Source organism: Pseudomonas sp. LAIL14HWK12:I7, from assembly GCF_000483465.1.
Lineage (GTDB): Bacteria > Pseudomonadota > Gammaproteobacteria > Pseudomonadales > Pseudomonadaceae > Aquipseudomonas > Aquipseudomonas kermanshahensis.
Genome location: NZ_AXYZ01000005.1, coordinates 481,868 through 497,309 on the forward strand (window position 1 = coordinate 481,868; position 15,442 = coordinate 497,309).

At 63.0% G+C, this 15,442-nt stretch carries 9 protein-coding genes; 1 reads left to right on the plus strand and 8 read right to left on the minus strand.

Translation table 11 applies throughout. The features are described from left to right. Positions 1–489: 489 nt before the first annotated feature. The 8 genes from D886_RS0108935 to D886_RS0108970 all read right to left on the minus strand — a co-directional run bounded on the left by D886_RS0108935 (position 490) and on the right by D886_RS0108970 (position 14,405). Positions 490–1,977, minus strand: a complete 1,488-nt coding sequence (locus D886_RS0108935) for an efflux transporter outer membrane subunit (protein WP_027593591.1) — start codon at positions 1,975–1,977, stop codon at positions 490–492. Next, positions 1,974–5,081, minus strand: a complete 3,108-nt coding sequence (locus D886_RS0108940; RefSeq protein ID WP_027593592.1) for an efflux RND transporter permease subunit — start codon at positions 5,079–5,081, stop codon at positions 1,974–1,976. Before D886_RS0108940 ends, D886_RS0108935 begins: the two co-directional genes overlap by 4 nt. Next, on the minus strand, positions 5,078–8,176 hold the full coding sequence (locus tag D886_RS0108945; protein WP_027593593.1) for an MdtB/MuxB family multidrug efflux RND transporter permease subunit: 3,099 nt from the start codon (positions 8,174–8,176) through the stop codon (positions 5,078–5,080). Before D886_RS0108945 ends, D886_RS0108940 begins: the two co-directional genes overlap by 4 nt. Beyond that, entirely contained in the window at positions 8,173–9,444 is a 1,272-nt protein-coding gene (locus D886_RS0108950) for an MdtA/MuxA family multidrug efflux RND transporter periplasmic adaptor subunit (RefSeq protein ID WP_027593594.1), read from the minus strand. Before D886_RS0108950 ends, D886_RS0108945 begins: the two co-directional genes overlap by 4 nt. Before the next feature lie 339 nt (positions 9,445–9,783). Beyond that, positions 9,784–10,284 (minus strand): thiol peroxidase, encoded by a 501-nt coding sequence (tpx, locus tag D886_RS0108955; protein ID WP_027593595.1) that lies wholly within the window; start codon positions 10,282–10,284, stop codon positions 9,784–9,786. Positions 10,285–10,452: 168 nt separating this feature from the next. After that, on the minus strand, positions 10,453–11,733 hold the full coding sequence (locus D886_RS0108960) for a serine/threonine transporter (protein WP_027593596.1): 1,281 nt from the start codon (positions 11,731–11,733) through the stop codon (positions 10,453–10,455). A 240-nt stretch (positions 11,734–11,973) separates the two neighbouring features. Next, positions 11,974–13,170, minus strand: coding sequence for an amino acid aminotransferase (locus D886_RS0108965; protein ID WP_027593597.1), 1,197 nt, complete (start codon positions 13,168–13,170; stop codon positions 11,974–11,976). A gap of 209 nt (positions 13,171–13,379) precedes the next feature. Continuing rightward, entirely contained in the window at positions 13,380–14,405 is a 1,026-nt protein-coding gene (locus tag D886_RS0108970) for an Ldh family oxidoreductase (RefSeq protein WP_027593598.1), read from the minus strand. A 143-nt stretch (positions 14,406–14,548) separates the two neighbouring features. On the opposite strand from D886_RS0108970, the gene D886_RS0108975 reads away from it, so the two are divergent. After that, positions 14,549–15,421, plus strand: a complete 873-nt coding sequence (locus tag D886_RS0108975) for a MurR/RpiR family transcriptional regulator (RefSeq protein ID WP_027593599.1) — start codon at positions 14,549–14,551, stop codon at positions 15,419–15,421. Positions 15,422–15,442: the final 21 nt, after the last annotated feature.

Sequence of the window (15,442 nt, forward strand, 5' to 3'; positions counted from 1 at the left end):
ATGTATTAGCCGTTAGGGCCTCTTCGCAGCACAAGGCTGCTCCTACAAGGAAGGGCTAAACTCCGATGTTCAATGCGAAGTTCGTAATCCTCAAGGCCCGCACGTAAGACTCAGCGGCTGCCAAAATCCAGTCATGCGCACGTCTTTGTAGGAGCAGCCTTGCGCTGCGAAGAGGCCCGTATGCCTGGTAGCGATATATTAGCCGTTAGGGCCTCTTCGCAGCACAAGGCTGCTCACAAGGAAGGGCTAAACCCCTATGTTCAATGCGAAGTTCGTGATCCTCAAGGCCCGCGCGTAAGACACAGCGGCTGCCAAAGCCCAGTCATGCGCACGTCTTTGTAGGAGCAGCCTTGTGCTGCGAAGAGGCCCGTATGCCTGGCAAAGATGTAGTAGCCGTAAGGGCCTCTTCGCAGCACAAGGCTGCTCCTACAGTGATCGAGGCATGAGTCCACGAAGTGGCGCTTATAGCCCAGCATGAATGGCCGGCCATCACTCCTGTTCGGCAAACGCCTGCTCGGCATCCCAGCCGCCGCCCAGCGCAGCAATCAGTTGCACACTGGCCACCAACCGCCCCTGCAGCAGGTTCAGCACACTGCGCTCGTTGCTCAGCGCGGTGGTCTGCACGTTCACCACATCCAGGTAGCCTATCAGCCCTGCACGGTACTGGTTTTCAGTCAGGCGCAGCGACTCACGCGCCGCGTCCAGTGCCTCCTGGCGCACCACCGCTTCATCGCCGTACACCTTCAGCTGCACCAGGAAGTTCTCCACTTCCTTGAAGCCATCCAGCACGGTCTGGCGGTACTGCGCCACGGTCTGGTCGTACACCGCCACGGTGCGGTCCACCTCGGCGCTGCGCTTGCCCGCATCGAACAAGGTCATGGCCAGCGAAGGCCCCACCGACCAGTAACGGTTTGGCAGTTCGATCCAGTTGCTGAAGCTGCTGCTGGAATACCCACCACTCATGCTCAGGCTCAGGTCGGGGAAGTAAGCAGCCCGCGACACGCCAATATTGGCATTGGCTGCCATCACATTGCGCTCGGCCGAGGCAATGTCCGGGCGGCGTTCGAGCAACTGCGAGGGCAACGTCACTGGAATTTGCGGCAGCGCCGGGATGGTCTTGCTGTCTGCCAGGGCAAAATTCGCCGGGGCCTTGCCCAGCAACACGGCAATGGCATTTTCGAACTGCGCACGCTGCCAGATCAGGTCGATCAGGTCCGCCTGGGTGCTTTTCAGCTGCGTGCGCGCCTGCGCCACCGCATCCGGGCCAGACACTCCGGCACGGTATTGGTTTTCAGTCATGCGCAGCGAGCGTTCGTAGGTGGCCACGGTCGCTTCCAACAGGCGCTTCTGCTCGTCGATCACACGCAACTGCAGGTAGTTCTGCACCAGCTCCGACTGCTGGCTCAGGCGGATCGAGGCAAGGTCGGCGAAGCTGGCTTCGGCACTGGCTTCGTTAGCGTTCAACGTCTCACGCAGCTTGCCCCACAGGTCGATCTCCCAGCTCACGCCGAGCTGGGTGTTGTAGGTGTTGCGGATGCCGCTGCTGTTGTTCGACAGGCTGGAACTCGAGCTGCCAGTACCCTGGGCAGAGCGGTTCTTGCTGGCGCTCAGGTCCAGGCTGGGGAACAGCGCGGCGCGGCTGCTGCGCACCAGGGCCTGGGCCTGACGGTACTGGGCCTCCGACTGCGCAACCGTCTGGTTGCTGCGGTTAAGCTCTTCGACCAGCGCATTGAGCCCGGCATCGCCGTAGACTTCCCACCAGGCGCCACGGGCGATCGCGTCCGAGGGCTTGGCCTGGGTCCAGCCCTCGGCCTGCTTGTACTGCGCCGGGGTGCTCAGCTCGGGGCGGTGGTAGTCCGGGCTCAAGGTACAGGCACTGAGCAGCGCCACGCACAAACTGGCGCCGAGCAGACGCGAGCCACGCCCCAGGGTCAATGACTGCAGGGCACGGTGAAGCGGTGTCTGGGCAAAATTCATAGCGGGGTTTCCAGAGCGGCGTCGGTGCGCACGCCGCGCCAATGGTTGAAACGGTGACGCAGGCGGTCGAGGTACAGGTAGACCACCGGCGTCGTATAAAGGGTGAGGATCTGGCTGAAGACCAGGCCGCCGATGATGGTCAAGCCCAAAGGCTGGCGCATTTCCGCCCCCTCGGCACGGCTCACCAGCAACGGCAAGGCGCCGAGGATGGCCGCCAGGGTGGTCATCAGGATCGGCCGCAGGCGCAGCAGGCAGGCGCGACGGATCGATTCCTCCGGCGACAGGCCTTGTTGGCGCTCCAGCTGCAGGGCCAGGTCGATCATCAGGATCGCGTTCTTTTTCACCACGCCAATCAGCAGGAACAGGCCCAGCAGCGAGATCAGGCTGAACTCGCCTCCGGTGACGTAGAGCGCCAGCAAGGCACCGACGCCGGCCGAGGGCAGGGTCGACAGAATGGTCAGCGGGTGAATGTAGCTTTCATACAGAATGCCCAGCACCAGGTACACCAGCACCAGCGCGCCCAGAATCATGAAGGGCTGGCCTTCCTGGGTCTTGGCAAAGGCGTCGGCGGTGCCACCGAGTTTGGCGATGACTTCCTCGGGCAGGCCAAGCTTGGCCACCGCCCGCTCCACTGCAGCCATGGCTTGGTCGGGGCTGTAGCCTTCGGCGACGTCGAAGGCGATGTCTTCGGAAGCGAACTGCCCTTCGTGGCTGACTCGGTCATTGGCCAAGCTGTTTTCGTAGTGGGCGATGGTCGACAGCGGCACGCGGGCACCGTCGCTGGTGATCACCTGCACCTGTTCCAGCGTGCTCGGGTCCCAGGCGTATTTCGGGTTGATCTCCAGCACCACCTGGTACTGGTTGAGGCTGTCGTAGATGGTCGAGATCTGCCGCTGGCTGTAGGCGTTGTTGAGCACCGTGGTCACCATGTCCATGTCGATGCCCAGGCGCTTGGCCTGATCACGGTCGACCACCAGGGTAACCTGCGGGGTACCCGCGCCATCACGGGCGTCGATGGCGGTCAGTTCGGGCAATGCGCGCACCGCCGCGACCACTTTCGGGAACCACTCGCGAAGTGCCGCCAGGTCGCCACTCTGCAAGGTATAGAGGTACTGCGACGACGTCTGGTCACGCCCACCGCCACCTAACTGCAGGTCCTGGTCGGCCATCAGGAACAGCCGCCCGCCGGGCACCTTGGGCATCTCTTTGCGCAGACGCTCGATCACCTTCTGGGCATCCATCTTGCGCTCGCTGATCGGTTTCAGGCGCACAATCACCATCGCATTGTTGGTGCCACTGTTGCCGCCGATGAAGCCAGCAACGCTCTGTACCGCAGGGTCGGCCAGCAAGGCGCGGCGGTAGGTTTCCATCTTCGGCTGCATCACGCTGAACGACAGGCCATCGTCACCACGGATAAAGCCAATCAATTGGCCGGTGTCCTGCTGCGGCATCAGCGTCTTGGGCACCACCACATACAACGCGATGTTGATACCGATGGTGGCCAGCAGGCTCAGCAAGGTCAGGCGCTTGTGCCGTAGCACCCAGCCGAGGCTGCGGTCATAGCCGTTGACCATGCGCTGATGAACCTTGTCGCTCCAGCGCTGCAGGCGGCTCTGTTCGGCCTGGTGCGGTTTCAGCCAACGGGCGCAGAGCATCGGCGTGAGGGTCAGCGAGACCACCAGCGAGACAATGATTGCAGCCGCCAGGGTGATGGAAAACTCCTGGAACAGGCTACGTACGATACCCCCCATGAACAGAATGGAGACGAACACCGCCACCAACGAAACGTTCATCGACAACAGCGTGAAGCCCACTTCCTTGGCACCGAGGAACGCCGCACGCATCGGCGGCTGGCCGTCCTCAATGTGCCGGGAGATGTTCTCCAGCACCACAATGGCGTCGTCCACCACCAGGCCCGTGGCCAGGATCAGCGCCATCAGCGACAGGTTGTTGAGGGAGAAACCGCACAAATACATGACTGCGAACGTGCCTACCAGCGACACCGGCACTGCCAGGCTCGGGATCAACGAGGCACGCAGGCTGCCGAGGAACAGGTAAACCACCAAAATTACCAGCCCTACCGCGATCAGCAGCGTGTGCTCGGCCTCCTTGAGGGTGGCCTTGATCACCAGCGAGCGGTCCATGGCCACGTTCAGCTGCACGCTGGCTGGCAACAACGACTGCAACGCCGGCAACTGCGACTTGATCTGGTCGACCGTCTCGATGATGTTGGCGCCGGTCTGGCGGTTGACCACCAGCAACACCGCGCTCTGGTCGTTGAAGAAGCCGCTGTTGTAGCGGTTTTCAACGCTGTCTGTGAGGGTGGCTACGTCGGACAGGCGCAGGATGGTGCCGTTCTGCTGGCGTATCACTACCGGCTCGTAGTCCTTCGCCGTTTCCAACTGGTCATTCGCCCGCACCTCCCAGCTGCGTTCGGCATCCTCGACGAAGCCCATGGGCCGGCGCTGGTTGGCGTTGGACACGGCGGTACGCACCTCGTCCAGCGACAAGCCGTACTGGTTGAGCAACTGCGGCTCCACCGAGATGCGCACGGCGGGCAGCGAACTGCCGCCGATCTGCACCTCCCCTACCCCGGATACCTGGGCCAGGCTCTGGGACAGGATGGTGTCAGCCAAATCGTACAACTGGCCTTTCTTCAGCACGTCAGAGGTCAACGACAGCACCATGATCGGTGCCTGCGAGGGGTTGATCTTCTTGTACGTCGGCATGCTGCGCATGCCACTGGGCAGCAGGTTACGGGTGGCGTTGATCGCCGCCTGCACCTCACGCGCCGCACCGTCGATGTCACGGCCCATTTCGAAGCCGATGACCACCCGCGTCGAGCCCTGGTTAGAGCTACTGGTCAGCGTAGTGACGCCCGCGATACTGCCCAGCTTGCGTTCCAAAGGCGTGGCCACCGTGGCGGCCATCACCTCAGGGCTGGCGCCGGACAGGTTGGCCTGCACCACGATCACCGGGAAGTCCATCTGCGGCAGCGGCGCAACCGGCAACAGGCCGAAGCTGACGCCGCCCAGCAACATGATCGCCAGGCTCAGCAGCATCGTCGCCACCGGGCGACGAATAAACGGTCCGGACAGGTTCATGCCTCAGCCTGCTTGGCATCAGTGGCCGGGCGCCAGCGACGGGCCAGGCGGTCGAAGTACAGGTAGATGACCGGCGTGGTGAACAGTGTCAGCACCTGGCTGACCAACAGCCCGCCCACCATCACCAGGCCCAGCGGCTGGCGCAGCTCAGCACCGGACCCGGTCGCCAGCATCAGCGGCACGGCGCCGAACAGCGCGGCCAACGTCGTCATCAGAATCGGCCGGAAACGCAGCAATGCGGCCTGGTAGATGGCGTCCTGCGGGCTCATGCCCTGGTTGCGCTCGGCTTCAAGGGCAAAGTCGATCATCATGATCGCGTTTTTCTTGACGATGCCGATCAGCAGGATGATGCCGATGATGGCGATCATCCCCAGGTCGTTGCCACTGATGAGCAGCGCCAGCAAGGCCCCCACCGCCGCCGAGGGCAAGGTCGAAAGAATGGTCACCGGGTGGATGTAGCTCTCGTAGAGCACACCCAGCACGATGTACATGGTCACCACGGCGGCGAGAATCAGCAGCAAGGTGCTCGACAGCGAGGCCTGGAAGGCTTCTGCAGCGCCCTGGAAGCGGGTCTGCACGCCGATCGGCATGCCGATGTCCTGCTGCACCTGCTCGATCACCTTGACCGCCTCGCCCAGCGACGCGCCATGGGCCAGGTTGAACGACATCATCACCGCCGGGAACTGGCCGATGTGCGAGATCGCCAACTGCGCCTGGCGCTGCTCGATACGGGCCAACGCCGACAGCCGCACCTGGCCGCCATCGGTGGCCTTGACGTGGATCGACTCCAGGGCCTGCGGGCCGATGCTGGCGGCGGCTTGCGACTGCAGCACCACGCGGTACTGACTGGCCTGGGTGTAGATGGTCGAGATCTGCCGCTGGCCAAAGGCGTCGTACAAGGCGTTGGTGATCTGCGAAACCGAGATGCCCAAGCGGCTGGCCATGTCGCGGTCGATCACCAGGTACACCTGCAGGCCCTTGTCCTGCAGGTCGCTGGCCACATCGGCAAGCTCTGGGCGCTGTTGCAGCGCCTGCACCAGCTTGCCGCTCCACTGCGCCAGCAGGTCGGCGTCAGGTGACGACAGGCTGAACTGGTACTGAGTGCGGCTGACCCGGTCCTCGATACTCAAGTCCTGCACCGGTTGCATGAACAGGCGGATACCCACCAGCTTGTCGAGCTGCGGCTGCAGGCGGCTGATGACCTCGCCAGCGGTCACATCCCGCTCGCCGTGCGGCTTGAGGTTGATCAGCAGGCGCCCGCTGTTGAGCGTGGCATTGTCGCCATCCACGCCGATGTAGGACGACAGGCTCTGCACCGCCGGATCCTGCAGGATCACCTTGCTCAGCGACTGCTGGCGTTCGCTCATGGCGGCGAACGAAGTCGACTGTGGCGCCTCGGAAATACCCTGGATGACGCCGGTATCCTGCACCGGGAAGAAGCCCTTGGGCACGGCGATGTACAGGACCACGGTGAGCCCCAGGCTGGCCACGGCCACCAGCAGGGTCAGCGGCTGGTGTTTGAGCACCCACTGCAGGCCACGGCCGTAGTGTTCGATGAGCCAGTCGATCCAGGCGCCGCTGGCGCGGTAGAAACGGCCCTGCTCTTCTTCCTTGGGCTCACGTTTGAGCAACCGCGCGCACATCATGGGCGTGAGGGTCAACGACACGACCAGGGAAATCAGAATCGCCACCGCCAGGGTGATGGCGAACTCGCGGAACAGGCGGCCGACCACGTCGGCCATGAACAGCAGCGGAATCAGGACCGCGATCAGCGAGAAGGTCAGCGATATGAGGGTGAAGCCAATCTGCCGGGCGCCCTTGAGCGCGGCCTGCATCGGCGTTTCGCCTTCTTCGATGTGGCGGGAGATGTTCTCCAGCATGACGATGGCGTCATCCACCACGAAGCCGGTGGCGATGGTCAGGGCCATCAGGGTCAGGTTATTGACCGAGAACCCGGCCAGGTACATCACGCCAAAGGTGCCGATCAACGACAGCGGTACGGCGATCGAGGGGATGATGGTGGCGCTGAAACGGCGCAGGAACACAAAGGTGACCATAACCACCAGGACGATGGCGATCAGCAGCTCGTGCTGCACGTCCTTGACCGCGGCGCGGATGGTCTGGGTGCGGTCGGTCAGTACCGACACGTCCAGGCCGGCAGGCAGGTTGTCGGTGATCGAGGGGAGCAGTTCCTTGATCCGGTCGACCACTTCGATGACGTTGGCGCCCGGCTGGCGCTGGATATTCAGCAACACCGCCTGGTTTTCGTTGGCCCAGGCCGCGAGGCGCTCGTTTTCGGCACCATCGACGATCTCGGCGACGTCCTTAAGGCGCAGCGGCGCGCCGTTGTTATAGGACAGGATCAGGTTGGCGTATTCCGCGGGGGAACGCAGTTGATCGTTGGCATCAAGCATCGACACCCGGGTCGGGCCATCGAAGTTGCCCTTGGGCTGGTTGACGTTGGACGCCCCGATCAACGTCCGCACGTCCTCGAGGTTGAGGCCGTTGGCGGCCAATGCATCGACGTTGACCTTGATACGTACCGCCTGGCGCTGGCCGCCAGCGATGCTGACCATGCCCACGCCACTGATCTGGGCAAGCTTCTGGGCCACACGGGTGTCGACCAAGTCGTTGAGCTTGGGCAGCGGCATGGTCTTGGAGGAGATGGCCAGGGTCAGCACTGGCGTGTCGGCCGGGTTGACCTTGTTGTAGACCGGTGGCGCCGGCAAGTCGCTGGGCAGCAAGTTGCTGGCAGCGTTGATCGCGGCCTGCACCTGTTGCTCGGCAACGTCCATGTTCATGTCGAGGCTGAAACGCAACGTCAGCACCGACGCCCCGCCGGAGCTGGTCGAGGCCATCTGGGTCAGCCCCGGCATCTGCCCGAACTGGCGTTCCAGCGGCGCGGTGACCGCACTGGTCATGACTTGCGGGCTGGCCCCTGGGTACAGGGTCATGACCCGGATGGTCGGGTAGTCGACCTGCGGCAGCGCCGATACCGGCAGCAGCTTGTAGGCAATCAGGCCGGCCAGGACGATGGCCAGCATGCTCAGCGTGGTGGCGACCGGGCGCAGGATGAACAGGCGCGAGAGGTTCATGCGCCCGCCTTGCCTGCTTCACCGGCTTGGGCCGAGCCCTTGGCGTCCTGGCCCTGCAGGTGCTGGCCTGGGGTGGTTGGCACCTGCGAGCTGTCTTCGACCACCTCTACCTTGGTGCCTTCACGCAGGCGATCGGTGCCTTCCAGCACCAGGCGATCGCCGGCAGCCAGGCCTTCAACGATCACGCTGTTCTCGCCGTCGCTGGCGCCAACCTTGAGCTTGCGGATATTGACGGTGTTCTGGGCGTTGACCACATAGGCAAAGGTGCCATCGTTGCCAAACTGGATAGCCGCAGCCGGGGCCAGCACCACCTGTTTGAGGGTGTCGGCCAACAGGCGCACATTGACGAACTGGTTGGGGAACAGCGCCAGGTCCTTGTTCTCGAAGCGGCCCTTGAACTTGAGGGTGCCGGTGGTGGTGTCGATCTGGTTGTCGATACTGCCCAGTACCCCGGTGGACTGCAGCTTGCTGTCGCTGCGGTCCCACGCCTCGACCGGCAGGCTGGCGCCGCTGCGGTAGCGTTCCAGCACGGTGCTCAGTTCGGTTTCTGGCAGGGTGAACGCGACGTTGATCGGCTCGGTTTGGGTGATGACCACCAGCGCGGTAGCGTCGTTGGCAGCCACCAGGTTGCCCAGGTCGAGCTGGCGCAGGCCTACCCGGCCATTGATCGGCGAGCGGATCTGGGTGAAATCGAGGTTCAGGCGCGCATCGCTGACCTGTGCCTGGTTGGTCTTGACCAGGCCTTGAAATTGCGCGACCTGGGCTTCTGCGGTGTCGAGGGTCTGCTTGGCGATGCTGTCCTCGGCATACAGGCCTTTATAGCGCGCCAGGTCGACCTGGGCGTTTTTCAGCTGTGCCTGGTTCTGCGCCAGGGTGCCTTCAGCCTGCTGCAAGGCGATGCGGTAGCTGCGAGGGTCGATCTCGGCCAGCAGTTCACCAGCCTTGACCTGTTGGCCTTCCTTGAAGTGGATCTTGACCAGCTCACCGGCTACACGGCTGCGCACGTTCACGGTGTTGGTCGCGGTGACCGTGCCCAGCGCCTTGTAGTACAGCGGGAAATCGCCCACCCGAACCGGCTCGACACGCACCGGCACCGGGTCGCTGGAGGCCCCGAAACCTGGGCGCCCGCCTTTGCCCATGCGCCCGCTGCTGGCTTCTTTATGTGCAGGCGATGCGGGCCACAGCCACCAGGCCAGCAAGGCCACCAGCAGCAGGATCAGCAGGCCGACGAGCCAGCGACGGGGGGAACGGGAATTAGACGCTTGCATGGGTTGAACGAACCTTGTTCGGAGTGACGACTTGGGAGGGTTGAACGATAAGCACTGGCATCGTTTTAGCAAAGGCCCTTTACCAGAGGTTTACCTTTGCCTGACGTTGCCAAAACACTGAACTTTAAACGAAAACGGCCCGGAAATCGTTCCGGGCCGTTACAGGGTGTTGCTTGGAGCGGTGGGCAGGGCTGGAGTTCCGTTGCCTCTGCCGGCCTCTTCGCGGGTAAACCCGCTCCCACAGGATTACCACTGTTTCTAAGACCAGTGGCCATCCTGTGGGAGCGGGTTTACCCGCGAAAGGGCCGGAACAGGTAAACCCACCGGCCCGACCTGCCTTTATTTCAGAACAGCCAGCGCAGCCTCGTAGTTCGGCTCGTCAGCGATTTCACCGACCAGCTCGCTGTGCAGCACGTTGTCGTTTTCGTCCAGCACGACCACTGCACGTGCAGCCAGGCCAGCCAGCGGGCCGTCGGCGATGGCCACACCGTAGTTTTCGAGGAACTCGGCGCCACGCAGGGTCGACAGGTTCTTCACGTTCTCCAGGCCTTCGGCACCGCAGAAGCGCGCCTGGGCGAATGGCAGGTCGGCGGAGATGCACAGCACCACGGTGTTGGCTACATCGTTGGCCTGGGCATTGAACTTGCGCACCGACGTGGCACAGGTTGGGGTGTCGACGCTCGGGAAGATGTTCAGCACCTTGCGCTTGCCGGCGTAGTCCTGCAGCGACTTGTCAGCCAGGCCTTCACCCACCAGCGAGAAGGCTGGCGCCTTAGCACCGGCTTGCGGCAGGTTGCCCTTGACCTGAACCGGGTTGCCTTTGAGAGTCACTTGAGCCATGGACGAAATCCTTATGCGGGGTTTGAAAAGGACACCGAGTTAAGCATGAAGGCGGCCGGGTGCCTATGGGTGAAGCAAAAATTGTTTTATTGCCAGACAATTCTTGTGGACAAAAAAATGCCCAGGTCGCAACAGGCGACCTGGGCATTGCTTGTCACGGGCGGTGGATCAGCTCAGCAAGCCGTAAACCACCGACGTCAGCGCAACCACGCCAACCGCGACCACAAACACGTTGGACATCGCCCCACTGTACTTGCGCATCGAAGGCACGCGGCGAATGGCGTACATCGGCATCAGGAACAGCAGCACCGCGATGATCGGGCCGCCCAGCGATTCGATCATGCCCAGAATGCTCGGGTTGAGCGTGGCGACGATCCAGCACACCACCAGCATCAGCGCCGCGACCACGCGGTCCAGGGCTTTGGCGCCCGGGCGCGCGCCGGTTTTGGCAATGATGCCTTTCAGGCCTTCACTGGCACCGATGTAGTGGCCCAGGAACGACTTGGCGATAGCAATGAAGGCAATCAGCGGTGCGGCAAACTCGATGGTCGGGTTGCTGAAGTGATTGGCCAGGTACGACAGGATCGACAGGTTCTGCGCCTTGGCTTCCGCCAGCTGGGCGCTGCTGAGGGTCAGCACGCAGCTGAAGACGAAGAACAGCACCATGGCCACCATCAGCAGGTGGGCGCGGGCGAGGATCTGGCCGCTGCGCTCATCGGCATGCTCGCCGTAACGGCGCTTCTGATCGACCGCGAACGCCGAGATGATCGGCGAGTGGTTGAACGAGAACACCATCACCGGAATCGCCAGCCACACGGTGTGCAGGAAGGCCGAGCCCGACGGCAGCTGGGTGGCGCTGTCGAGAATACCACCGGTCCAGTGCGGTACCAGGTACAGGCCCAGCAGCGCCAGGGCCACGATGAACGGGTAGACCAGCAGGCTCATGACCTTGACCGTGGCCTGCTCACCGCAGCGCACGATGGCCAGCAGGCCCAGGATCAGCACGAACGACAGGATCGCCCGCGGCGGCGGCGTCATGTGCAGCTGGTGCTCCATGAAGCTGGTGACGGTGTTGGTCAGCGCCACGCTGTAGATAAGCAGGATCGGGAAGATGGCGAAGAAGTACAGCACGGTGATCAATGCACCGGCGGTAATGCCGAAATGCTCCTCGACCACTTCAGTGATGTCCCCGCCCTTGCGCCCGGAGAGGACGAAACGGGTCAGGCCACGGTGGGCGAAGTAAGTCATCGGGAAGGCCAGCACGGCCAGGATGATCAGCGGCCAGAAGCCACCGAGGCCAGCATTGATGGGCAGGAATAACGTACCTGCGCCGATGGCGGTGCCGAACAGGCCCAGCATCCAGGTGGTGTCTTGACGTGCCCAGCTGCCCAAGGCTGCCGGGGTCGATTCTTCATAGCGCCGTTCGACGCTTGGGGCCTGCTCATTCATTCCGGGTGTAGCTCCACTCGCAAGACTGCAACAGGGCTGGGAATGGCGAACCAGACGCTTCGCGCTCCCCAACCAAAAAAGAGGGGCGCGATTGTGCACTGAAAGTGGGCGGTTGCGAAGCCCCGTCCGAGGGACGATTGCACTTGTCATGACAACTGGGTGAAACCGGGGGCCGCTTCGCGCCCCTTTCGCGACGCAAGGCCGCTCCTAAAGGTGTTGCGCGAAGCGGCCCCTATCACATCACTTCTGAACGGCGGCAAACGCCTCGGCAACCCGTTGCAGGTTGGCCGGACGCAGGCCGGACATGCATACCCGGCCGCTGTCGATCAGGTAAACGCCGAACTCGTCACGCAGGCGACGCACCTGCTCGACGCTGAAACCGGTGTAGCTGAACATGCCGCGTTGGCGCAGGAAGAACTGGAAGTCCTGGCCTGGCAGCAGCGTGGCCAGCGCATCGACCAACGCCTGACGCATGTCCAGGATGCGTTTACGCATCACTTCGACTTCAGCTGCCCATTGGGCATTGAGCGCGGCATCGCCCAGTACGCCGGCGACCAGTTGGGCACCGAAGTTGGGTGGGCTGGAGTAGTTGCGGCGCACGGTAGCCTTGAGCTGGCCAAGCACGCTCTGCGCGGTGGCGTCATCGTCGCAGACCACCGACAGGCCCCCTACCCGCTCGCCGTACAGCGAGAAGATCTTCGAGAACGAGTTGCTGACCAGGCACGGTACGCCGGCACGGGCCATTTCACGGATGGCGTAGGCGTCTTCCACCAGGCCTTCGCCGAAGCCTTGGTAGGCGATGTCGAGGAACGGGATCAACTGACGCGCCTTGACCACTTCCACCACCTGCTGCCACTGGTTCTGGTCCAAGTCGGCGCCGGTCGGGTTGTGGCAGCACGGGTGCAGCAGCACGACGCTGTTGGCCGGCAGGGTCTGCAGGGTTGCCAACATGCCGTCGAAGTCGACGCCACGGCTGACCTGGTCGAAGTACGGGTAGGTATGCACCTTGAACCCGGCACCTTCGAAGATGGCGCGGTGGTTGTCCCAGGTCGGGTTGCTGACCCAGACTTCGGACTGCGGGAAGTAGCGCTTGAGGAAGTCGGCACCCACTTTCAGTGCGCCAGAACCACCCACGGTCTGCACGGTGGCCACGCGGCCGCCGGTCACGGCCGGGTGATCGGCACCGAACAGCAGTGCCTGGATGGCTTGGCGGTAGCTGGCAAGGCCTTCCATCGGCAGGTACAGCGACGCTTCGTGAGCAACGCCTGCGATGCGTTTTTCGACGGCATCCACAGCCGCCAGTTGTGGCACCACGCCGGCTTCATCGTAGTACAGGCCGATACTCAGGTTGACCTTGTCGGCGCGGGGATCGGCCTTGAAGGTTTCCATCAGCGAGAGGATCGGGTCGCCGGCATAGGCATCGACATGTTTGAACACAGCGTGCAGCTCCTTGGATCAGGACAGTTCGGAATGGCTGCCCTGAGGATACCCGGAGTCGCGGTGGAGGAACATCACCGATTGTGCAGGTTGTCTATGCAAGATTGCACAGCCCTAGATTCGTGCTGCCTGTAACGGCCCTTTCGCGGGTAAACCCGCTCCCACAACGCCAAACCTGTGGGAGCGGGTTTACCCGCGAAGAGGCCGGTTCAGGCAACTAATGCCTTGAGGCCCTGCAGTTCCTGCTCGGTCAATGCCACGCCCTCTTCCTCGGCCACCTCGCGCTCGCGGTAACGCCGCTCCCCGGGCATCCGCGTCAGGCCCACGGCCTGCATCTGCTCCACCAGCTCGCGGCTGCGCTGGGCAAACCGCTCGCCTTCGGCCTTGCTTGGGTCGATGACGATGATCAACTGCCCGGTCCAGGGCGTTTTGGCCCCAGGGTGCGAGGACCAGTCGAACTCCCACGAGAAATGGCCGCCCGTCAGCGCCGCCGCCAGCAGCTCGACCATCATCGACAACGCCGACCCCTTGTGCCCGCCAAACGGCAGCAAGGCGCCGCCTTCGAGAATGGCCTTGGGGTCGGTGGTCGGCTGGCCGTTGGCATCTACGCCCATGCCCTCGGGCAACTGCTGGCCGGCCCGTGCAGCGATCTGCACATCGCCATGGGCCATGGCGCTGGTGGCCATGTCAAAGACGATCGGATCATGTTCGGCACACGGCGCGGCAAAGGCGATGGGGTTGGTGCCAAACAGCGGTTTGCGTGCACCATGCGGCACCACGCAGGTCATGCTGTTGACCACACTCAGGGCCACCAGGCCCTCTTCGGCGAACGGCTCTACATCCGGCCACAGCGCCGCGAAGTGGTGCGAGTTGTGGATCGCCAGCACTGCGATGCCGGCATTGCGTACCTTGGCCACCAACAGCTCACGGGCCGCCGCCAGCGCCGGCTGAGCAAATCCGCCCGCTGCATCGACACTCACATAGCCAGCCGCCACGTCGCTGACCTTCGGCCTGGCCTGGCCATCGACCCAGCCACTGGCCAAGGTCGAGACATAGCCCGGAATACGGAACACACCATGGCTGTGAGCGCCATCGCGCTGGGCGCTAGCGCAGTTGTGGGCCAGCACCTGGGCCACGGTTTCGCTGCAGCCATGACGCTGGAGGATCGCCTGCAACAGGTTCTGCAGCTCGTTAAAAGGCACACGCACGGCAGTGCCAGTGGAAGGTGCGGACATCTGAAGCTCCTTGTTGGAATTAGAGTGGCTACAGCGTTGCAACGACAAAAACTTTCCTGCATGTGACAGCTATCTGTCAAATATTGACTTGATGACAGAAAACATTCATTTTCTATCGCAAGCCTCACCCCCGGAGAAACAGCATGAGCCAACCGATCAAGCAACGCCTGGAAAACAGCCTGCAAGGGGCTGCCGCCTCAGGCCGCACGATCGCCAGCTACATGCTCGCCAACCTGCACGAACTGCCCTTTCAGACCTCGGCCAGCATCGCTGCCAAGCTGGGTGTCAGCGAATCCAGTGTTGGCCGTTTTTGCCGCTCGTTAGGTTATGCCCACCTCAAGGCGCTCAAGCAAGACCTGCAGAACGACCTGGGCGATGGCCCGTGGCTGGTCGGTGACCGCCTGCAAGACTACCGCCAGAACCATGATGCCAGCGACAACGCCGGCAGCCTGGAGCTGGAAATCGCCGCCCTGGTGCGTGTGCACGAGTACCGCCAGAGCGAGCCCTGGCACCGCGTGGCACAGCGCCTGGCAAGCAAACCACGGGTGTTCATCGCCGGCTTTCAGACCGAGCGCGGCGTCGCCATGTGCATGAGCCACCTGCTGCAGTACCTGCGCGACGGCGTGCAACTGGTCGACCTCAGCGCCGGGCACTTCGGTGAGGTGCTGTTGGGCCGCGCCGAAGACAGCGCCCTGGTGGTGTTCGAGGCGCGTCGTTATTCCCGCCACGCCCTGCAGCTGTGCCAGAAGGCGCGCGAGGCTGGCATTGCGGTCACCCTGGTGACCGATACCTTCTGTGACTGGGCCGATGCCAACGCCGACGAGGTGTTCCGCATCCCCACCGAATTCAACCTGTTCTGGGAATCCACCGCGACCATGCTGTCGTGGGTGCACCTGATGGTCAACGAGGTCTGCAAGAAGCTCGGGCCGGATGTTGAAAAACGCTTGGAAGCGACTGCCGCTCTACATAACGAATTCGTCGGCTACACCTCGTGGCCGGCGGGAAAACAACAATAGCAAGAGTGCAAGAGGTGCGAG

Bases quoted from the DNA above. Each gene is read 5' to 3' on its own strand.
- D886_RS0108935 (WP_027593591.1), bottom strand. From the start codon at position 1,977: ATGAATTTTGCCCAGACACCGCTTCACCGTGCCCTGCAGTCATTGACC.
- D886_RS0108940 (WP_027593592.1), bottom strand. From the start codon at position 5,081: ATGAACCTGTCCGGACCGTTTATTCGTCGCCCGGTGGCGACGATGCTG.
- D886_RS0108945 (WP_027593593.1), bottom strand. From the start codon at position 8,176: ATGAACCTCTCGCGCCTGTTCATCCTGCGCCCGGTCGCCACCACGCTG.
- D886_RS0108950 (WP_027593594.1), bottom strand. From the start codon at position 9,444: ATGCAAGCGTCTAATTCCCGTTCCCCCCGTCGCTGGCTCGTCGGCCTG.
- tpx (WP_027593595.1), bottom strand. From the start codon at position 10,284: ATGGCTCAAGTGACTCTCAAAGGCAACCCGGTTCAGGTCAAGGGCAAC.
- D886_RS0108960 (WP_027593596.1), bottom strand. From the start codon at position 11,733: ATGAATGAGCAGGCCCCAAGCGTCGAACGGCGCTATGAAGAATCGACC.
- D886_RS0108970 (WP_027593598.1), bottom strand. From the start codon at position 14,405: ATGTCCGCACCTTCCACTGGCACTGCCGTGCGTGTGCCTTTTAACGAG.
- D886_RS0108975 (WP_027593599.1), top strand. From the start codon at position 14,549: ATGAGCCAACCGATCAAGCAACGCCTGGAAAACAGCCTGCAAGGGGCT.